The organism is Colwellia sp. 12G3, assembly GCF_002836775.1.
Lineage (GTDB): Bacteria > Pseudomonadota > Gammaproteobacteria > Enterobacterales > Alteromonadaceae > Colwellia.
Genome location: NZ_PJAQ01000066.1, coordinates 600,551 through 622,510, shown reverse-complemented (window position 1 = coordinate 622,510; position 21,960 = coordinate 600,551). Strand labels below are relative to the sequence as shown.

15 protein-coding genes are annotated in these 21,960 nt (G+C 38.7%); 3 read left to right on the top strand and 12 right to left on the bottom strand.

Going from position 1 to position 21,960, the window contains the following annotated elements:
- The first annotated feature begins 224 nt into the window (after positions 1-224).
- On the top strand, positions 225-1,331 hold the full coding sequence (locus CXF71_RS17045; RefSeq protein WP_101234119.1) for an arginase family protein: 1,107 nt from the start codon (positions 225-227) through the stop codon (positions 1,329-1,331).
- Between the two features lie 83 nt (positions 1,332-1,414).
- On the opposite strand, the gene CXF71_RS17040 is transcribed toward CXF71_RS17045, so the two are convergent.
- Positions 1,415-4,042: a beta strand repeat-containing protein gene (locus CXF71_RS17040; RefSeq protein WP_101234118.1), complete on the bottom strand. Its 2,628-nt coding sequence runs from the start codon at positions 4,040-4,042 to the stop codon at positions 1,415-1,417.
- A 265-nt stretch (positions 4,043-4,307) separates the two neighbouring features.
- Here CXF71_RS17040 and CXF71_RS17035 point away from each other — a divergent pair, with 265 nt between their 5' ends.
- Positions 4,308-5,669, top strand: coding sequence for a dicarboxylate/amino acid:cation symporter (locus CXF71_RS17035; RefSeq protein ID WP_101234117.1), 1,362 nt, complete (start codon positions 4,308-4,310; stop codon positions 5,667-5,669).
- A 154-nt stretch (positions 5,670-5,823) separates the two neighbouring features.
- On the opposite strand, the gene sohB is transcribed toward CXF71_RS17035, so the two are convergent.
- Positions 5,824-6,873, bottom strand: coding sequence for a protease SohB (sohB, locus tag CXF71_RS17030; protein ID WP_101234116.1), 1,050 nt, complete (start codon positions 6,871-6,873; stop codon positions 5,824-5,826).
- A gap of 157 nt (positions 6,874-7,030) precedes the next feature.
- Positions 7,031-9,526 carry a VolA/Pla-1 family phospholipase gene (locus tag CXF71_RS17025; protein WP_101234115.1) on the bottom strand — a complete coding sequence of 832 codons (2,496 nt, stop codon included), beginning with the start codon at positions 9,524-9,526 and terminating at the stop codon, positions 7,031-7,033.
- A gap of 260 nt (positions 9,527-9,786) precedes the next feature.
- On the opposite strand from CXF71_RS17025, the gene CXF71_RS17020 reads away from it, so the two are divergent.
- Positions 9,787-10,524, top strand: a complete 738-nt coding sequence (locus CXF71_RS17020) for a YciK family oxidoreductase (protein WP_101234114.1) — start codon at positions 9,787-9,789, stop codon at positions 10,522-10,524.
- A 116-nt stretch (positions 10,525-10,640) separates the two neighbouring features.
- Here the strand turns inward: CXF71_RS17020 and fadD are convergent, their stop codons facing one another.
- From fadD to murJ, 9 genes are all read right to left on the bottom strand, one after another.
- Complete coding sequence (gene fadD, locus CXF71_RS17015; protein ID WP_101234113.1) at positions 10,641-12,296, bottom strand: long-chain-fatty-acid--CoA ligase FadD; 1,656 nt, start codon at positions 12,294-12,296, stop codon at positions 10,641-10,643.
- A 117-nt stretch (positions 12,297-12,413) separates the two neighbouring features.
- On the bottom strand, positions 12,414-13,340 hold the full coding sequence (locus CXF71_RS17010; protein WP_101234112.1) for an alpha/beta fold hydrolase: 927 nt from the start codon (positions 13,338-13,340) through the stop codon (positions 12,414-12,416).
- Between the two features lie 54 nt (positions 13,341-13,394).
- Positions 13,395-14,075, bottom strand: a complete 681-nt coding sequence (locus CXF71_RS17005; protein WP_101234111.1) for a M50 family metallopeptidase — start codon at positions 14,073-14,075, stop codon at positions 13,395-13,397.
- Positions 14,076-14,154: 79 nt separating this feature from the next.
- Positions 14,155-14,862 (bottom strand): tRNA (adenosine(37)-N6)-threonylcarbamoyltransferase complex dimerization subunit type 1 TsaB, encoded by a 708-nt coding sequence (gene tsaB / locus CXF71_RS17000; RefSeq protein ID WP_101234110.1) that lies wholly within the window; start codon positions 14,860-14,862, stop codon positions 14,155-14,157.
- A 19-nt stretch (positions 14,863-14,881) separates the two neighbouring features.
- Positions 14,882-15,325, bottom strand: coding sequence for an FKBP-type peptidyl-prolyl cis-trans isomerase (gene fkpB / locus CXF71_RS16995; RefSeq protein WP_101234109.1), 444 nt, complete (start codon positions 15,323-15,325; stop codon positions 14,882-14,884).
- 2 nt (positions 15,326-15,327) lie between these two features.
- Complete coding sequence (gene lspA, locus CXF71_RS16990; RefSeq protein WP_101234108.1) at positions 15,328-15,870, bottom strand: signal peptidase II; 543 nt, start codon at positions 15,868-15,870, stop codon at positions 15,328-15,330.
- Between the two features lie 116 nt (positions 15,871-15,986).
- Entirely contained in the window at positions 15,987-18,836 is a 2,850-nt protein-coding gene (gene ileS, locus CXF71_RS16985; protein WP_101234230.1) for an isoleucine--tRNA ligase, read from the bottom strand.
- Positions 18,837-18,961: 125 nt separating this feature from the next.
- A complete protein-coding gene (ribF, locus tag CXF71_RS16980) occupies positions 18,962-19,882 on the bottom strand; it encodes a bifunctional riboflavin kinase/FAD synthetase (protein WP_101234107.1) in 921 nt (306 codons plus the stop codon).
- A gap of 146 nt (positions 19,883-20,028) precedes the next feature.
- The gene (gene murJ / locus CXF71_RS16975) at positions 20,029-21,630 is read right to left on the bottom strand and encodes a murein biosynthesis integral membrane protein MurJ (RefSeq protein ID WP_101234106.1); all 1,602 of its coding nucleotides are present in this window, start codon (positions 21,628-21,630) and stop codon (positions 20,029-20,031) included.
- Between the last annotated feature and the right edge of the window lie 330 nt (positions 21,631-21,960).

The window sequence follows — 21,960 nt, the reverse complement described above, 5'->3', positions numbered from 1 at the left end:
TACATCTCAGCGAATGCTATTCACCCAGTTACTGGTTTTAGCTATAATAGGCAGAATTGATATCACTGTGCGCTTAGTCACATTTTGCCTACATTTAGCGGCAATCATAATCGACTTTACGATAAAACATAAGAGCATAATGTTAAAAATATTTAAATAAAGAAAGTATGGGGGTCATATTCCTCAGTAGATAGCCCATGTAAATAATCAAATAGAGAGCTCAAATGACACCAATTACATCAACATTTTATAACAAACTTAGCAATTGTTTGTGTCCTCCTGGCAATGGCGTATTTACTGTAAATACCGCTAAGGAGCGTAAAGAGCAATTACACCAAACTATTTTCGGACAAGCTGTCGGAGTTGAAGATTTATGGAAAGCATCATTAAAACAACTGCCAGAGGCATCTAAGGCAGTTGTTTTAGGTGTAGCATCAGATTGTGGCGGTGGGATTTTACGTGGTGCTAACTGGGGGCCATTATTTTTACGATCTACTTTATTAGATAAGTATCCTGAGTTAACCGCATTTGATTTAGGTGATGTTCGAGTAATTCCACACTTATTATCTGATAAATATCTAAATGATGCGACTATAGCTAACTGTAAAAAAGCCTTATATCAAGATGAACATAGTAACTACCCTATCAGCCCATTAAGTATTACAGAAGATGTTTTACATGACTTCTACGCAGAATTCCCTGACAAAGGTATTTTTGGCATTGGTGGTGATCACAGTGTTAGTTACCCCTTAACTAAAGCTTATTTGCAAGCTAAAAAACAACAAGGTAAGCGCGCGGCAATAATACACTTTGATGCTCATACCGACTTATTGGTTGAACGTTTAGGTATTGATTTATGTTTCGGCTCTTGGTGCACACACATATTAGATGACCTACATGAGAAACATCATCTAATTCAAGTGGGTATTCGCTCTAGCGGCAGACCACAAAGTCACTGGGAAGAGACATTTGGCGTTAGACAGCATTGGGCAAAAGATATTAAAGCACAGGGTATTGACCAAACGATAGAAAACATTTTCGCCCAACTTAGGGATGAAAATATTGACGAACTGTATGTCAGTTTTGATATAGATGCCATTGATGACAGTTTTGCTTGTGCTACAGGTACACCTGAGCCTGATGGTTTAATGCCAGATGATGCCATGGATATCTTGCGCGCTTTAGCTGCTAAGTACCCTATAACAGGTGCTGATATGATGGAGATAGCCCCATTTACTGACAGTTGTGGTCAAGGGGTAGCAGGACAAGAGAAAACCTTAAAAGTAGGCGCGGATATTTCAGCATTTTTGCTTAAAGAGATGGCTAAGTAATCAGTAAGTTTCATTAAAATACAAGAACATATAAAAAAGGCTCCTTAGGAGCCTTTTTATTGCAAAGTTAATATAACTTAACGTTAACCTTCATTTTCAATATTAAGAGCACAATCGGCAAGCATTCCAAATGGGCCAATGGTTCCAATGGCTTGAGTAGGGGGAATTACTTTTTCAGTATTAACATGAGCAGATAATACTGGCAAGGTAAATATAGTTTGAGTAGAACTTTCACTTCCCGTCACTTTACCTGAAACAATGAGCTTAGTATCAACCCAATGGGCATAACTTTGTGGATAAATAACTCTAATGACTGAGCGACCATCAGCATCTGTAACAAATGTACCACTGACTGACACTATATTGCCCGGCGTTAGCTCACCATCATTATTAAAGTCTTCGCCATCATCTAAAATACCATTGAAGTTAACATCTTCATTACTGCATTTAGTAGGTGCGTTCCAAACAGCCATTGATGGGAGAGAGCCGACACCAGAAGCTAACCAAACAACAAACTCATCACCATCAAAAGTTGGCATCCAGAAGCCTTTGTAATAGCTTTTTGGAATCGCTGATACTGTTAATGCAACATTCTCAACAGCATTTGATTCTGCATCGGTAACAAAGACAGAATACTCTTTTACATAATCAGTAGTGCCTAGCTCTTCTAATTCATTACCCGTACCTAATGAAATAAATAATTCACGACCAGATACGGTTAAATTAACAGTATCGAATATGTCAGTATCATCTTCCACAATAGCGGTAATTACTACTGCATCTTTGGCGGAAGTACTGTTAGAGGTATAAATTGTTGAAGCAGTACCGCTACTATTAGTTACCGCAGTTGCAGGAGATATTGCACCACCACTAATATCAGTTAATACGAACTTGATTTTTTTATTCTTAACCAGATTACCGTTAGCGTCTTTAACCACAACAGAAATTGTCGAAGTCTGCTCATTTGGACCAATTGAATTGGGTGACGCTTGCGCTTTAATCGTTGCAGCACTGTCAGCAAAAAATTCAAATTCTAGATAATTAGTTAGCTCAATTGCATTTCCATTAACACTATCTTTTCCAACAAAAGTAACTAAAGCCTTGCCAGCATCCGTTGAAGTTAAGGATATACTCACCTTGCCATCAACTGTTGTACCCGACGAGGCACCTAATAAAACACCACGAGTTGTGGTAAAGGTTACAGCTGTGCCATCTGCTACTATTACCCCATCTCTTTGCCAAGTCAGTGTTACTGTAGCCGTTTGTGCTAACGAAACATCAGGAATAACAGGGGTGTTTGATGGATTAATAGTATCAACGCCGTTACTAAAACTAGTAAACAAGAATGAGTCAGATTGCACTGATACATTTTGGCTTGCCGTAGCGCCTAATGCGGCAATAATAATAGTATTTGTACCACCACTGGTACCAGTTACTCCTAACGTAGCTTGACCTTCTGAATCTGTGGTTACCATGGTAGGAATAGTGATTTCAGCGGTACCTGTATCAGATAATGATATCGCGACGTCTGTTTTAGCTACGCCATTACCATCTGAGTCTAAAACATTAATTATATAAGTAGCTGCATCATTTAGTGCCAAAGAAGCCGAACCAGTAAGAGTCAATGTTGTTCCAACCACTTCGATATCTAACGAATCGGTAATATCCCCACTCGTTACTGTTACTGTAATAATTCTATTGCTAGGGTTAATTTGAGTAGATAACTTTTTGATCACTTTACCATCTGGACCAGTGACATCTGAACTTTCCCCATTTTCATCAAGTATGTTTCCTAGCTCACCCGAACTTGGTGAAAATTGAATAGTTACTCCTTCGAGCAAATTATTATTTACATCTTTAGCAATAGCGGTCAATTCAATAGATTGCGAACCACTTGAAGCAAGTTGCTGTGTACTGGCAAATAAGTTAATCGAAGCAGCTTTCGGCTCTCCTACTATTACTTTAACCCCATCACCGATACTCGTAAAACCGATAGAAGTAGAAGCAGAATCTGTAACTTTACCAACAGTAGCTGTAACTTCAACACCACCAGCGACATCCGTAACTTTAACTGTAATCTGCGCTACACCCGAAGCATCAGTAACTGCAGTACCTATAGCGGGGTCAAACGTTGCCATTGCAGGATCATTCAAAGTAAAGGTAATAAGTTCACCTTCTACGCCTTCACCAGTACTTACTGATAAGTAACTTGCAGAAATAATAATACTATTATCTGCAGACAAATCGCCCTCTGACTTAGCAATGGAGATCTTAATTAAGTTAGATACATCACCGTCACCATCTCCGGCACTATCAAAGCTAATATTATCTGTAGCACTTTCATAGGTAGCAATGACATTTACCGAGCCTTTCATATCGGTTACTTTTACAGTTATGCTTGCAATACCATTTGCATCGGTTGTCGCTGTACCTGCAACAGGGTCGAATGTAGCAGAGCCTTCAACGGCTAAGGTAAAGGTAACCGTTTTATTAACTACGGCACTTCCATTATCTAAAACAGTTGCAAAAACCGTAATATCATTTGCTGCAGATAAATCACCATCAGATTTGGTTACCGTTAAAGTGACTGCATCAGGCGTATCGCCTCCGCCATCACCACCTGTTAGATCACCATCTCCATCACCACAAGCTACAAGTGTCATCATTGACATCAATAACAGGGTAAAACTTATACGTCGAAGTAACTGCATTAAAGCATCCTCAGTTTCTTTTTATAAATATACTTAATAAACCATATTAACTGATAAATAACAAAAAGGTACTGCTTATTAAAAAATAATTACAAACATTTACTTAGTTAAGTGTTTTTTACTTATGACTTCGTGAAAAACAGTAAAAATAAAGTAGTTTTTAATCTAGGTAATTATTGCTAACCTTAACGCTGAACTCGGATGTGTAATATATGTATAATAATTACAACTTAACTTACAACCTAGCTGAAGTAACATAGACCCTATGACAATTGATAAAACGACTTCCCCGACCCCAAATAAAGCCAGTTTAACCAGCCGTATTGTTATCGGTATGGTTGCCGGTATTTTATTAGGTACATTTTTACAATGGCTGATGCCTAATGGCTCAGACAAAGTTATCAACCTCTATCTATTTGAGCTGTCTCTAAAAGGCTTTTTTGTAGATGGTATCTTAGAGGTTATTGGCCAAGTTTTTATGGCCAGTTTACGTATGTTGGTTGTACCACTTGTTTTTGTATCGCTTGTTTGTGGGGTATGTTCGTTGAAAGATACCAGCAAGCTTGGCCGTATCGGTGGTAAAGCCGTCGCGTTATATCTTGCTACTACAGCTATAGCTATTAGCTTTGCTATTTTTATTGCCCTTATCATTGCTCCGGGCGAAGGGGTGAATATGGTTGCTAACAGTAGTTTTTCTGGTAGAGAAGCTCCTTCTTTAGCGCAAGTAATTATTCAAATGTTCCCAACTAATCCTTTTGAATCATTCGCACAAGGAAATATGCTGCAAGTAATCGTTTTTGCATTACTGTTCGGTATTGCTATCGCTCTCTCAGGAAAAGCTGGTGAGCGTGTTGCTACATTATTTGAAGATTTAAGTGAAGTAATCATGCGTCTGGTAACTATCTTGATGAATATTGCCCCTTATGGAGTATTTGCCTTATTGGCAACATTATTTACCACGGTTTCACTAACTACCTTTGGTAATTTAATTGAATATTTCTTAGTAGTATTTTTTGTACTTATTATTCATGCCTTAGTGACTTATCCTATTATTTTAAAATTATTTACCGGTTTAAACCCATTAATCTTTTTAAAGAAAATGCGCGATGCTGCTATTTTTGCTTTTTCCACCGCTAGCTCTAATGCAACCATTCCTGTCACTTTAGAAACAGCAACGAAGAAGATGGGTGTTAAAAACTCTATTGCTTCATTTACTGTGCCACTGGGCGCCACCATTAATATGGATGGGACAGCAATCATGCAAGGTGTGGCCACAGTATTTATAGCGCAGGTCTTTACCCAAGATTTAACGCTAGCTGACTACTTAACCGTTGTTCTTACCGCAACCCTTGCTTCTATAGGTACCGCTGGTGTGCCAGGAGTGGGCTTAATTATGTTAGCCATGGTATTAGAGCAAGTAGGCTTACCTGTTGAAGGTATTGCGCTGATTATTGGTGTTGATAGATTACTTGATATGACACGTACCGCAGTGAATGTTACTGGCGATAGTATGGTGAGTATCGTAGTTGCCAAGAGTGAAGATCAATTTGATAATGAAATGTATCTTGACCCACAAGCTGGTCATAACATTGAAGATATCGACTTTAAGCACCTAAAAGATAATTAACACCTCTTAATATAGCTAGCTATTGCAGAACAAAAAAAGCCTTGCTGAGTTAACTCAGTAAGGCTTTTTTATTTTATATTCAACTGGATTACTTGTATGAACTGAAGTAACTATGCATTCAAGCTGTTGCGGTTACCCGTTAATTAACCAACGACTAACCAGGGAAGATATTATTGCGTTGTAATAACTTGCCTAAAAAGCTTTCAGCTGACAGTGAAGCTGCTCTAGAGAATTTTTCAGCTAAGCCTTTTTTCACTTCATACTTAATAGCAACGACTTTATGGCTTTTACTTTTGCCTTGTAAGTAATCATCACTGGTTTGAATACTATCAACGAGACCAAGTTCTAGCGCTGTTGTACCAAACCAATGCTCACCAGTTGCTACCTTTGCCATATCTAAACTTGGTCTACGCTCACTAACAAAGTTTTTGAATAAAACGTGCGTTTCTTCCAGCTCTTCGATGAATTTTTCTTTACCCTTTTCAGTGTTTTCACCAAACATAGTTACTGTGCGTTTAAATTCGCCCGCAGTAAATTGTTCAAAGTCGATATCATGTTTCTTAAGTAGTTTATTAAAGTTTGGGACTTGAGCAATAACACCAATAGAGCCTAGAATGGCAAAAGGTGCTGCTATAATATTGTTTGCTACACAAGCCATCATGTAACCACCGCTAGCAGCGACTTTATCTACCGATACTGTTAGTGGAATATTATGTTGGCGAATGCGGTCAAGTTGTGATGAGGCTAAACCATAGCCGTGCACCATGCCGCCGCCGCTCTCTAAACGAACAAAAACTTCATCTTCAGGTTTTGCCACCGAAAGTATCGCTGAAACTTCTTCACGTAAAGAGCTGACCTCTTTGGCATCAATACTACCGTTAAAGTCAACAACAAATACATGCGCCTTTTTGGCTGGACTTTCTTCTCCTGCTTTAGCTGATTTTTTGTCAGCTTTAGCTTGCTCTTTTTCTTGTTTTTTATCGGCTTTTTCTTTGTCTTTAAATTCTTCCTTGCTCAATAACGCATGAATAATATCTTCTTCAGTTTCTGTAAACTGTTCAGATAAGTCGGTGATATCAAGCTCACCTTTTTTGTGCTGCTGTTTTGTCGCAGCACCCGCAATCGCAATAATAATGGCTATTACGGCCAAAACAAACGTTATTGCTTTAGCTAAAAACAAACCGTATTCGTATAAAAATTCCAAGAGAGCTCCTGAGGATTAGATTGTTAAACGTAGATAAAATATTTGCGCTAATTCTACACTATTTTCCTGTATTGCAAACAATGTTAGAAAATAGAAATTTTTGGCAATAAAAAAGCCCTCAAAAGAGGGCTTTAAAAAGTAAAAAGCTAGAAAGGAGCTATTTAATAATTTCGGTATTAGTTACCGTAATTAATTGGCCCATAGTAGCAAAGAATCCAGCTACTTGCCCTTGCATCTCTTGAGTGGCTGCACCAGTCACTAGAGGATCTTGAATAGAAGAACTGTTAGGAGCTGCACTTAAGATAGAGCCATGATGACCATAAATAAAACGTACCGCACCAGAGCCTTCGGTTGTACTACTAACACTTGGTAAACCTAATAAGGCAATTGCACCTTCTGTGCCACCAAATGGAGTAGTTGTAACAGTATTAGGTATAACTTGGTCAGAACAGTTATCAGTATCTAATATATCTTTGCATTGAACACCATTGCTATCGACACCATTACCCACAACTTCAATTAAATGAGTCGGAGTTTGAGTTGCTTGGATAATACTCGCATAGTTAGCTGGATCACCAGAATCAGTAACTGTTTGTGCTGCAAAAGTAAATTGACTAAAGACACCATTTATACCTGCTTGTTGCTCAGGAGTAAGTGCTGCATAAAAGGCTAGATATGCGCCAACTAACTCAGCTTCTGAAGCTCCGCCACTTTCTGGCGGGTACGCTGCATCGACCATAGCTTTAAACTCAGGAGATGAACCATAAACTAAGTTCGATTTAATTACATCACCAAAAGCACCTGATTCCATTAAGAAGTTTGCGATCATCACACCAGGCATAGCCTGTGAATTTGAAGTGATTTTGAATGCAGGGTCTATCGCAGGGTTAAGTGGTGCATTAGCTAGAGCTACTAAATTAATTCCTGTAATAGCACCTAATGAATGACCTAAAAAGTGTACATTACTCGCATCAACATTTGCGCCAACAACCGCATTTAAACCTAAACGTAGGCCCAACATATCACTTGCTGACTGACGTAAATTATCACGTGTAGTAAGTAAACTAGCTAAGTTCATGTAATGAGTAGCTGAAACGGTAGAAGCGTTAATATCATCAACGCCGTCAGGAATACCATCAGGACCAGTTATATCAAAACCACGACTACCGTGTAACGGGTGATCAATTGCAACAGTTGCAAAACCAAAGGCTGATAAAACACCTGTCATAGCAAGCATATCTTCTTTTTTCGAAGTAATACCATGCTGCATAATAACTACTGGCCAGCCATTTGCTGGCATTTCAGTTAGCGCAGGTAAGCCAAAGGTTGAACGAACGTAATCAGTTGTCGGAGAAATAACCGGCGTGGTCATTTGCACATCGAGAATTGATGGATCTGTTACCCCGGGGATATCACTTACACCGCTTGGTTCAGGTACTGGGTTAAATTTGGTTAAGTTACGTTCTGTATCTAACGGCATCACGGTTCTTAAATCTCGTAAACCTGGTGCAGCTAAACCACCTGCCTCTGACACTGCCATACAAACGCCATCAGATTGTGATAACGGCCCTTCAGGTATAGCACCTGGATTAGCAGCTGCTAAGCCAGCTAACATAGCACCTGAGTCACACAAAGCTGTCCACCAATCAGTAACTGGTGCCATAGGGAATTCTTGAGTCGGCACACCTAAATAATAAGGTAGCGTAACAGAGCCTGAATATAATTGAGCTGTTGAGTATAACGCGTTTAAATTATCAGGAAGCACTATGCCTTGCATAGCAAAAGCTGTAGCAACTGTAATTGTAGTATCTGTTACTGAAACAATAGGAGGTAAACCACCTTGTGCTAAAGGTGCAGCTAACAAGCTTTTAACGGTAAACAATACATCGGTAGTCGATTGTGTTGTCATTGCAAAAGTATAAATTAAGTTATCTTTTTCAGCGCCTGCACCAACAATTGCGTTTTCAAAACTATTTACTAAGCCTTGAAGTTGTAATTGGCTTGCTGTTGCCAATGGATTAGTCGTTATATCTTGTCGAACAAGATCATAGGTTATTGAAGCAGCAACTGATTTACCATTACTATCCTTCAGGTTATTGGTTAACGCAACCACATAAGTGGTTTTACCTTTTAACGGCTTCATCGGCACAATAGCAATACTATTGCCTTTAGCTTGCGCAACAAAATCAACACCGAAGGTTAATTCAGCAACAACCGTACAAGCAGCACCGCGTGGGACAGCTTCACAGCCGGCAGCACCGCCCATTAAAGTTTCATATATTTTTACAGAATTCCCATCAAAAACACTCGCGGCATCTAATGAAGCCCCTGCTGGAAAATCTACTGCAAGTACAAACGGGTTTGTCGTTGACCAACCATCCAATGCACTCATTGCTACTATTGGATCACTAAAATCAGTTGCATCTGCTACAGGTAAATTAAGCGTGCCATCTTGTGTTCCTGAAAATAATAAGTCATTAGGGATAGATAAGCGTGGTTTAGCAGCACCGGGATCAAAAACGACTCGTGCAAGGGAGGTAACAGCTGTACCATTTTCTGCGACTTCTTTTTGTACATCTTCGATAGTTTCGCTATCACAGGCACTTAAACCAAGTGCGCTAATAATAGCAAGACTGAGAGCTAGCTTTTTCATGTTAAATTCCCCAATGCCGTAATATTTATTATGTATTTTTTTAAGTTATTTTTATTTCAACAGTTAAACTAGTTATTCAAACTAATGTTTGAATAACTAGTAAGACCAGTTCAAGTTACCCCAAGATGTCCTAAGGTTCCAGTGATTTTTTACTTTTTTGTTCTATTTAGTAACCAAAAGAAACTTTTTGCTCGTCAATGAAAATGTCAACGCGTAGAATAGACAAGTAATTTCCTCACTCACAGCAATAAGATCCCAAGATGTTTAATTATTCAATAAAAGACGCCTGTTTAACCAACAAAACGATTTTAGTTACGGGTGCTGGGGCTGGTATCGGCCGCACTGCTGCATTAACTTATGCCCAACTTGGCGCTACAGTAATTTTACTGGGCAAAACGGTTAGTAAACTTGAAGCTGTGTATGATGAAATTGTTGCTTTAGGTCAAGCAGAGCCGGCTATTATCCCCCTTGATTTGAAAGGTGCGACTAAACAAAACTATATTGATATGTCTTCAACGATTGCCAGTCAATTCGGTAAACTTGATGGTGTATTACTTAATGCGTCTATTTTAGGTGAACTAACACCGTTCACTCAAATGCATGAACAAATATTTAATGATGTGATGAAAGTCAACGTCACCGCACAATGTTTATTGGCTCAAACCTTAATTCCGACGTTATTGTTAGCACCAAGCGCTTCTTTAGTTTTTACCTCTTCAGGTGTGGGTAGTCAAGGCCGAGCTTATTGGGGCCAATATAGCATATCTAAATTTGCCACTGAAGGTATGATGCAAGTTATTGCTGATGAATATGAAGGATCAAATTTACGTACTAATGCGATAAATCCAGGCGCTACCAATACCAACATGCGCTCTTGTGCTTTCCCCGCGGAAGATAAAGATGAACTTGCTAATCCAGAAGATATTATGCCTTTATATGTTTATTTGATGTCTGATGATAGTGTGGAAGTAAATGGTCAAACGCTAAAAGCTCAATAAAAATCAATTTGGTACTGCAGAATTTCAAATACAAAAGGCAAGCTATTACAGCTTGCCTTTTTTATTTATTGATATGAATTCATTGCAGAATTCATATCTGTATTACTATTAACGACCTAACGAAGCTCTCTTCTTAGGATTTTACCTACATTGGTTTTAGGTAATTCTTTCCTAAACTCAACTAATTTTGGTACTTTGTAATTTGTTAAGTTTTCACGACAATGTTTGATAAGTGTTTCCTCATCTAAATCATCCGACTTCTTTACCACAAAAACTTTGACAATCTCACCTGAAACTTCGTGAGGTATACCAATAGCGGCCGATTCTAACACGCCCTCATGCATGGCAAGTACTTCTTCAATTTCATTGGGATAAACATTAAATCCAGACACGATAATCATGTCTTTTTTCCGATCAACAATGGTGAAGAAACCTCTATCATCCATCATGGCAATATCACCCGTAGCAAACCAGCCATCCTTTAAGACTTCAGCAGTCGCTTCCTCGCATTTATAATAACCTGTCATGACTTGAGGGCCTTTAACCCACATTTCGCCAGACTCGCCAATATCGGCTTCATGCCCATCTTCGCGCATAATTTTAACGTCAGTTGAAGCCGCAGGAAGACCTATACTACCGTCATAAGCCTCAAGGTTGTAAGGACTTATCGTTACGAGAGGTGCACACTCAGTTAAGCCATAGCCTTCTAACAAACGGGTACCGGTTACTTGCTGCCAACGTTCAGCAACAGGACGTTGTACTGCCATTCCGCCACCAAGCGACATTTTTAACGTGCTAAAGTTAAGTTCACTAAAGCCAGGGGTATTCAATAAGCCATTAAATAAGGTATTTACGCCCGTAATTGCGGTAAATGGGTACTTTGATAATTCTTTAACAAAGTTAGGCATATCTCTTGGGTTGGTAATCAATAAATTGGTACCACCCATAGTAAAGAATGTTAGGCAATTCGCTGTCAAAGCAAAGATATGATAGAGCGGTAGCGCTGTAACAACGAGCTCTTGACCTTCTTCTAGCATTGGGAATATTGCCGCTTTAGCTTGTTGCAAGTTAGCTACCATATTTCGGTGAGTCAACATTGCGCCTTTAGATAAGCCTGTTGTGCCGCCGGTATATTGTAAAAAGGCGAGATCATCTCCGCACAATTCAACGGGGGATAATGTAAGCCCTAAACCACGTGATAAAGCCGTATTAAAACGTACTGCGTGTGGCAAATTGAAGGCTGGTACCATTTTTTTAACGTACTTAACTACACAGTTTACTACAGTGCCTTTTACTAAGCCCAAACGATCACCCAATGATGTCATGATGACATGTTTCACTGCGGTCTTATCAACAACTTTTTCAAGTGTTTGCGCAAAGTTTTCTATGATCAACATTGCTTTGGTATCAGAATCTTTTAATTGGTGCTCAAGTTCACGGGCTGTATATAAAGGGTTTACATTGACTACGGTAAGACCGGCTAATAAAGCACCAAATAACGCGATTGGATACTGTAAGCAATTAGGTACCATAATGGCGAATTTATCGCCTCTCTCTAGACCTAAATCTTGTTGTAAGTATGCTGCAAAAGCCGTTGCTTGAATTGACAGTTCTTCATACGTAATGGAAGCGCCCATATTAATGAAAGCTGTTTTATCACTAAATTTTGTAGAATATTTTGTGAACATAGCCACAATAGATGGATATTTATCCGCATCAATTTCAAACGGCACATCACTAGGGTAACTTTTTTCTAACCAAATTTTTTCCACAACGGCTTTCCTCAATAGGTGATTATGTTGCTATTTATTTTAATAATCATTTTATTTGCAGCAACTAATATTTCAATAATACAGTTTTATCAAATTTTTTAGCAATACGCCACAAATTTAAACGCTTGTTTGAATTTTACTGAGAAAATGACTAAGTAAAGATGATAATTCCTTCGTTTGTTCCATATGGACATGGTGACCACCTTCCAGCTTAGTCGTTATTAGGTTATTAACAAAGGCAGAAAAATTTTCAAGTCCTGTTGTAACCATTTCCATGCCTTTATCACCATAGACTAGTTGTAAGGGACATTTAATATCACTAAACAACTGCTGCCCCTGCGCTAAACTTAATCGATAAGGAGATAGAGTACGTAACCGCGGATCTGAACGCCAACGATATAAGACACTAGTGTCATCAACCGCAGCTTTCTCACTTGATGTCGCCTCAACCTGAATCAAGGACCTTTGTACAATTAACTTGGCATGTTCCGTATTTAAGTCAGAAACATGCTGTCGAGCTTTTACTGCTGTTTCTGCAGTAAAGGCTCGGCTAGACTTAACTGATTTCACCCGACTCAATACGCCTTTTCGTAACTGTTCAGTCGTTTGCTCTGCGGAAGCACAAATAAAACCAAACGAGTCAATTAACGTCAATGACTTTACTTTTTCAGGAAAAGCGGCAGCAAAAGCACTCGCAATCATAGCCCCCATTGAGTGAGCAACAATATCGATAGCTTGCCAATTATTAAGTTCAAATAGGGCAAATAAATCACTGACATAATCAAAAAAATGGTAATGAGCACCAACACTACGATGGTCTGAGTGACCGTGTCCTGGCCAATCAAGTGCAATAATACGCCTATTATGCAGTAAATCACTTTCTTGCGCTGTTTGCTGCATTAAGGGGAGAAAACTCGCTGCATTATCCAAGTAGCCATGTAAACATAACATTGGTTGATGTTCTTTATTCCCACAAGCGAGTGCGGTAAGTGATAAATCACCTAACTGATAGCTAAGCTCATCAATTTCATTGTTATCTGTCATAAGGATATACCTGTGAGTTAATTCTTTGAGTTAAAGCTTTAAGTGGATCCCTTATTAAAAATGAGACTTTTTATTGGTTTTAATTAAGGAATACAAAGCTGTAATAGCTAGCACACACCATAATAAGACCCAAACTAACTCAGGAACCATTGTCATAGAAGCTAAAGTGGCACCATCCCCTAAATCACGACCATCAAATAAGTATGTTGGACTAAATAAGCTATTTAATAAAATACTCAAACCAAAAAACTTTAACAATAATTGCAAATAATATAAGCGACGCATTTTTACCGTAAATACAAACATCACGGCTAAGCTCCCGATAATAATCATAGTCAGCAAGTCTCTTGCCCATAAGACGATGGAAGCAAGCAGTAAAACGATCATCACGCCAGAAAAAATTTGTGCAGTACGTTGATGACTATTCGCCAGCTTGAATAGTAGCCAACCCCAAACAGTTGCTCCGGCATAACCAAAGAAGGTAATAAAAAAGCTTAAACCACCTTGGGTAGTACATAGCCCAGCGCCTGTAGCAAACAGTTGAATATTGATGATTTCACCACCGGTAAGCAATGCAGCAATACCATGACTTATTTCATGAAAGTATGTTTCCAACCAATTCAGCGGGATAGAGACGATAGGGATTTGTCTGATGACAATGGCCGCCACCAAGAGGAAATATAATTGATATTTTTTCCAAAAGCTGGATTTAATATTTTGTGGGCTACTCGTCATAATGTACTGCCATAATGTTCTGCTATAGTTTTATTCCAGAATTTTCTGATCACAATTTACTGACAAGAATAGACTTTTTTTATTTACCCGGTAGCTTTTTCCAAGAAACAGTATCTCTAACATATACCGGCTGAGCATCTTCAGCTGATACGCCCTGCCCTTGTTCTAATTTTACTTTACCAATACTCAACATAGCTTCTGCTGTCGGGAATAACACCTCAGGACTGCCTTCATTTACTTTCAATGACAACAACTGTTCACCTAGTTTTTCAGAGTACGCATCCCAACCTGTGCCAACAGCATAGAAAGAAGCAGTAAGCACTGATGAAAGATGTTCTGTTAGTTTCTCCGGTGGTGTAACCGCTTCAGCTTGTTGTGCTTGCATAATATTGTTTTCATCAAGGACAAAGCAGCCATTATAAACTTCAGACATACGGGCATCTATTGCCGCAACAACTTGTTTTTGACCATGTTTTATATAAGCCAATTGTGCCATAGCCTGTAAGCTAGAAACACCTACAACAGGTAAGTTAGCCGAAAAGGCTAAGCCTTGAGCAACACCAACACCAATACGAACACCAGTAAAACTACCTGGCCCTTGACCAAAAACAAGACCATCAAGTTCGGCTAGCTTTATACCGGCTTCTTGAAGTACTGCATCTATCATTGGTAGTAAATGTAAACTATGCGACTGTGGGCAAAGCTCATATCGAGAGAAGGTTTTACCGTTTACTTGCAACGCAACAGAGCATGCTTCAGTTGAGGCATCAAGAGCTAAATAATTCACTATATATACCTATCATTTACTAAAGGATGTCGACTAAATCAATGACAAACGTAACAGTTTGTCCTGCAAGTGGGTGATTAAAATCGATAGTAACAGAGTCACCATTAACCTCTTTAATCATGCCTGGTAGCTCACCACCGGGTTGAGAAAAGGTAATAATATTACCTATTTCTGCAGGCACTTCAGCAGAAAACTTATCAATACCCATATAGTGAATATTGTCTGGATTCGTCTCACCAAAGGAATCTTTTGCTTCAAGGGTAAATTCTCTTGAATCACCTTTTTTCATACCAATTAGCTCAGCTTCAAAAGCAGGAGAAATACTGTTATCGCCCATAATGATTTTTGCTGGTTTATTGTTTACTTTTGTACTATCAGCAGCCGAACCATCACTTAATTTCATCGTTATATGAACAAGAATGCTTGAGTCACTTTGAATCTGTACTTGCGTTAAATCGGTCATTATTAGCTCTCTATCTTATTTGTTTTATTCTTTTGTTTTTCGTCATCATTTTCTGTATTAGTGAATGATTCAAAAATCATTAAGGCTGCACCAATAAAAATAGCGGAGTCAGCAATATTAAACGCGGCGAAATGGTAGCCAGCCCAATGAAAATCTAGAAAGTCGATAACATAACCAAATAATGCTCTATCGATTAAGTTACCTACCGCGCCACTTAAAATCATCGCAAATGCAATACTTAATAAACGCTGCTGCTTGGGCGTTTTCGCCATCCAAACGAGAAATACGATACTAGCAATACTGGCTATTGCGGTAAAAAACCAACGCTGCCAACCACCTTGGTCAGCTAAAAAGCTAAAGGCTGCTCCGGGATTATGAACATATGTGAGGTTAAAAAAAGGCAAAACAGACAAGGTTTCTTTATAGTCAAACGTACCTGCAACCCAATGTTTACTTACTTGATCAATGATTAAGCATAGTAAAGTTAGCCATAACCAACGTAACCCTGTGTCATTAAATAATTTTTTCAATGGTGATAATCTCATATAGCGCAATTAAATAAGCTATTACTAACGCCCTATAATAGGTTGTAGGTAATAGCCCAATAATAAATATTTGTTAAACTAGATTCAGTTAACTTTAATTCAAACTAATGAATTAATTAAGCGAACTGTCTTGTTTCACCTTCACCATCAACATTAGTGATACAACGACCACATAACTCAGGGTGTTTTTCGCTTTCGCCAATGTCTGTAGTGACATGCCAGCAACGGTCACACTTAATACCTTCTGCAGGGGCTACTGATAACCATAAGCCTTCTACTTCAGTATCAAGCGCATTTTCCGGTGCCGCTGTTACTATTTCAATCGTTGCTTTTGAAGTGATTAACACAAAACGAAGTTCTTCACCCAGTTTAGCTAATTTAGTCGCTAACTCTTGGGTAGCAAACAAAGTGACTTGTGCTTCTAACGCTTTACCAACAGACTTATCTTTTCTTGCTTGCTCTAACGCACGGTTTACTTCGCCACGAACAGTAAGCAGTTCAGTCCAGTATTCGTTACCAAGTTCATCTACTGAGTTACTGTTTTCAATTTGCTTAGCTAAACCATCAAACCAAACACCAGTAAAGACAAACTCATCTCGCTCACCGCTTACAGGTAATGGTAAAGCTTCCCAAATTTCTTGTGCCGTAAATGACAATATTGGTGCCATCCACGCTGTCATTGCTTCTACAATTAAGTACATAGCTGTTTGACATGAACGACGCGCATTAGAATCACTTTTAGCGGTATATTGTCTATCTTTGATAATATCTAAGTAGAAACCACCAAGCTCGTTAGTACAAAAGTTCATAATTTTGTGCACTACTACGTGAAATTCATATTCATCGTACGCGTTAATAATTTCTTCTTGTAAACGTGCTGCTTGTTCAACTACCCAACGATCTAAAGCAACCATATCGTCAAAAGCAACGCTGTGAGTCGCTGGTTCAAAACCATTTAAGTTAGATAATAAGAAGCGTGATGTATTACGTATACGGCGATAGGCATCAGCTTGACGTTTAAATATCTCATCACCCGCAGTTATTTCTTGCGTGTAATTTACTGAAGCAGTCCACAAACGTAAAATATCAGCGCCTAAGTTGTTAGTAATTTCTTTTGGGGTAATAACATTACCTAACGACTTAGACATTTTGTGACCTTTAGCGTCAACCACAAAACCGTGAGTAAGCACTTGCTTATATGGCGCTTTACCATTCATCGCAACCGATGAAATCATTGATGACATAAACCAACCACGATGTTGATCTGAGCCTTCAAGGTATAAATCTGCAATATCGTCAAATTCTTCGCGTGCTTTGATAACTGATTCGTGGGTAGTACCTGAATCAAACCATACATCTAAGGTATCAGGTACTTTAATGTATTCTTTAGCATCATCACCAATTAGCTCGCTTGGCTCTAAATCAAACCATGCTTGAATGCCTTCTTTTTCAACACGCTGAGCAACTTCTTCAATCAACTCAATGCTACGTGGATGTAATGCACCTGAATCTTGATGAATAAATAATGCCATAGGCACGCCCCACGTACGTTGACGTGAGATACACCAATCTGGACGACCTTCAACCATAGATTCAATACGGCGTTGACCCCAATCAGGGATCCACTGTGTTTTTTCGATTTCGTTTAATGAATCTTGACGTAAACCTTTTTTGTCCATGCTGATAAACCACTGCGGCGTAGCACGGAAAATTAGTGGTGTTTTATGTCTCCAACAATGCGGGTAAGAATGATCTAACGCATGATGATGTACTAATGCCCCGTTTTCTTTTAACAACTCAACCACACTAGCATTGGCTTTAAATACATGTTGGCCAGCAAGTAATGGCGTATCTTCAAGATATACACCGTTAGCGCCAACAGGATTAGCCACTTCTAAGTCATATAGCTTACCAACAACAAAATCTTCTACACCGTGACCAGGTGCAGTATGTACACAACCTGTACCTGAGTCTGTCGTTACATGTTCACCTAAAACAACCGGAACCGTAAAGTCATAGAATGGATGTTGACATTGCACTAGCTCTAGCTCGCTACCTTTACAGAAACCTAATGCATGGTATTTATCAAAGCCGAAACGATCCATACAGGTAGTAACTAAATCAGAAGCAATGATTAAACGTTGCTTTTTACCTGCCTGTTCACATTGAACTAAAGTATATTCAACCTCAGAATTTACTGCTATCGCACGGTTAGCAGGAAGTGTCCAAGGTGTTGTTGTCCAAATCACAACGCCGATTTCACCTGTCCCTTTATGGTCTTCTGGGTGAGAGAATTTATCTGCTACGGTTTCGTCGCTAATAGTAAATTTCACATCGATAGCGGGTGATTGTTTATCTTTATATTCAACTTCAGCTTCAGCTAAAGACGAACCACAATCAGTACACCAATGCACAGGTTTAAAACCTTGATGTAAGTGACCATTTTCAGCAATTTTGCCTAATGAACGGATAATATTGGCTTCTGTGCCAAAATCCATTGTTAAGTATGGGTTTTCCCAATCAGCGAAAATACCTAAACGTTTAAAATCTTCACGTTGACCATCGACTTGCTTAGCTGCATATTCACGACACTTTTGACGAAAATCGCTAGCGCTAATCTTATGACCTGGCTTGCCTACTTTTTTCTCAACCATTAATTCGATCGGTAAACCATGACAATCCCAGCCTGGTACGAAAGGAGAATTGAAATCAGATAAGTTTTTTGATTTAACAATAATATCTTTTAAGATTTTATTAACGGCATGGCCTAAATGAATATTACCATTAGCATAAGGAGGGCCATCATGAAGAATAAATGACTTTTTACCTTTCTTGGCTTCACGAATCTTGCCATAAAGATCTTTAGCTGCCCAATCTTTGAGCATGTTAGGTTCACGGTTAGCCATATTACCTTTCATAGCGAAAGAAGTAGCTGGTAAATTCAAGGTCTGTTTGTAATCACTCATGTAAATCATTATCCGTTTCTGTTGGCTGATAAACTTAACGAAACGCTATAAATATCAACCAGATTCATAACTGTTAATTGAATATATTATTTTTTAACTATCGAAAATAAAGTACAAGTAGTGCCTTAAGCGAATACTTGTTTAGCTTGTTCACAATCTTGATGAATTTGCGTAGTAAGCGCTTCAAGGCTGTCAAACTTAATCACTGGGCGTAGTTTTTTCTTCACTATCACCTCAATACATTGTCCATACAGGTTTTCATCAAAATCAAAAATGTGTACTTCTAGCTGTTGTCTAACGCCATTAATCGTTGGTCTAGCACCAATGTTTGCAACACCTTTAAATTGACCACTATTTGTTTTTACCATTACAGCAAAAACACCACTTAACGGTGAAACTCGCCTTTTAAGCAAAACATTAGCGGTTGGAAATCCCAATTGACGACCACGCTTATCACCATGAAACACCCGACCAATGATCGAGTACTCTCTGCCTAACATCTGTTTAACTGACACTAAGTCATCTTGCTCAAATGCTTGACGAATAGCGGTAGAGCTAATTCTGCAATCCGCCATTTTGTAACTTGCGGTATCTGAAACATCAAAGCCGTACTTTTCTCCCGCTTGACATAGCATAGAGAAGTTACCGGTACGATTCTTACCAAAATGAAAGTCATCACCGACAATAAGGTGCTTTATGCCTAACTTTTTAACCAATAAATTTTCTATAAAGTGCTCGGCACTTTGATTAGCAAATTTAGCGGTAAAATTGACACAAATAAGTCGCTGTACGCCAAGTTGCGCTAATAAATTATATTTATCACGTAATCGGCATAATCTAGCCGGTGCAGTTTCGGGTGAAAAAAGCTCTTGTGGTTGTGGTTCAAACACCAATACCGCAGCCACACATTCTAATGCTTTAGCTTTACTTACTAGGGCTTTAATCACTTGCTGATGCCCTAAGTGCACACCATCAAAATTACCAATAGTTAATACACAACCATGATCTTGTAATTGAATATTATGTACACCACGAACTAACTGCATTAGCTATTATTCTACCTTTTACTATGACGCTAAATGGCTAATATAAGCCACTGACGAACCTCAACTTTGACATTCGCATAAAATAAATCGACGAATTATATAACAGCGCGCGCTAATAATCAGTAGTTCAAGCACTTTATTTACGCTTATTTTTCGTCTTTTAACACTTTAAAATCACTAAAACGTATACCTAACAAAATAATCATCATCAGGTAACTGACAACGCCTAAGAGAATGCAAATAGTCAGTTGTTGTACTTGGTCAAGAAAACTCATCGCTAACCACACAGTAAAGTCACTGGATAATTGGTAAACGACCAGTGCCATAACACCAGCACTAAGCACTAATTTAGCAATAAAAATGAGTGTTTTAGTTGATAGCTGATAAACACCTTGTGCTTTTAAACCGCGATATAATAACCAAGCATTCAACGTTGCGGATAGCGTAGTTGCTAAGGCTAGACCTACATACCCGATAAAAGGTGCCAGCATTAAGTTAAATACCATGTTAGCAGCCATAGCAATAATGCCAATTTTAACAGGGGTTTTGGTATCTTGTCGTGCGTAATAACCTGGCGCGAGTATCTTAATAAACATAAAACTCAATAAGCCTGATAGGTAGGCAAATAAGGCCATCGAAACGCGTATTACCGTTTGTTGGTCAAACTCACCGCGCATAAATAACACCATAATAATAGGTTGAGCTAATACCATTAATCCTGCCAACGCTGGCCAGCCAAAGAGACAAATAACTCGAATGCCCCAATCTAACGTTGCACTAAATTCTGCGGGGCTATTTTTACTGTGCAGCTTTGACAAGCTAGGTAGTATCACTGTCGCAATACCAATACCAAAAAGACCGAGCGGGAATTCAAGTAATCTATCGGCAAAATAAAGCCAGCTAATAGACCCGGTAATTAAAAAACTGGCAATAACGGTATCAAGTAGTAAATTAATTTGTGTTACTGATACTCCAAATAACGCCGGCACAATGAGTTTTCTAATTTTTGTAACGCCTTCACTGCGCCAAGCCCATTTAGGCTTTACAAGCATACCTGCTTGGTACATAAAAGGAATCTGAAAAAGAAATTGTATTAATCCGCCTAAAAACACCCCCCAAGCTAATGCGTGAGCGGGACTTTCAGAATAAGGAGAACCCCAAATGGCCATGCCGATAATGGCGATATTTAACAGAACGGGGGTGAAAGCAGCAACAGCAAATCGCCCCATCGTATTAAGCACTGCACCCGTTAACGCAACAAAGCTAATAAACCATAAGTAAGGGAAAGTGATTGATAATAAGTTACTGGCTATATCAAATTTCTCACCACCAGGTGCGTCATTTAACCAATCAACAAACCAACCCGTACCAAAAAGCATCACAATCACTGGTGATGCAATCATACCAAATAAAGTGACAATACTTACAATGACACCTAACGTACCCGAAACCTGCGCGATTAATAAACGGGTTTGTTCGTGATTATTTTGCTTACCGCTTTCCTGTGCGTCTTGCTCATCTTTAACTCGAAATTCACTCAAAACGGGAACAAAAGCTTGAGCAAAAGCGCCCTCCGCGAATAATCTACGTAAAAAGTTTGGGATTTTATTAGCAAGAATAAATACATCAGCCATTGCCCCTGCTCCCATCACATTGGCAATAACAACATCTCGCACTAAACCTAAAACGCGAGAAACCAATGTCATTACACTAACAATCAGCCCTGATTTAATTAACTTTTTACTCAAACAAACATCTCCGCACCAAGTCTTTTTTGGTTATTTAATAGCACTACACGAATACAGAAGTAACGTGAAAATAAGGTAAAAATAAGGAAAAAATAAATAATGTGTATTATGTGATGATTTTAGCCATTTAAACAATGTATACTTACCGCTGTTCACAACATGTTTTGTTTATCGATTAAATTTTTAACGTTAAGCAGTGACCATATTCTTTTTAATTGATCTTTTATCGTTAAGATATCAATTAAACAATTAAATCATTTGACAATCAGCTAAAAAAAAGGCATATTTCGTCGCCTTAAATTTAAGCTTATAATCAATCTTTTAGGAGAT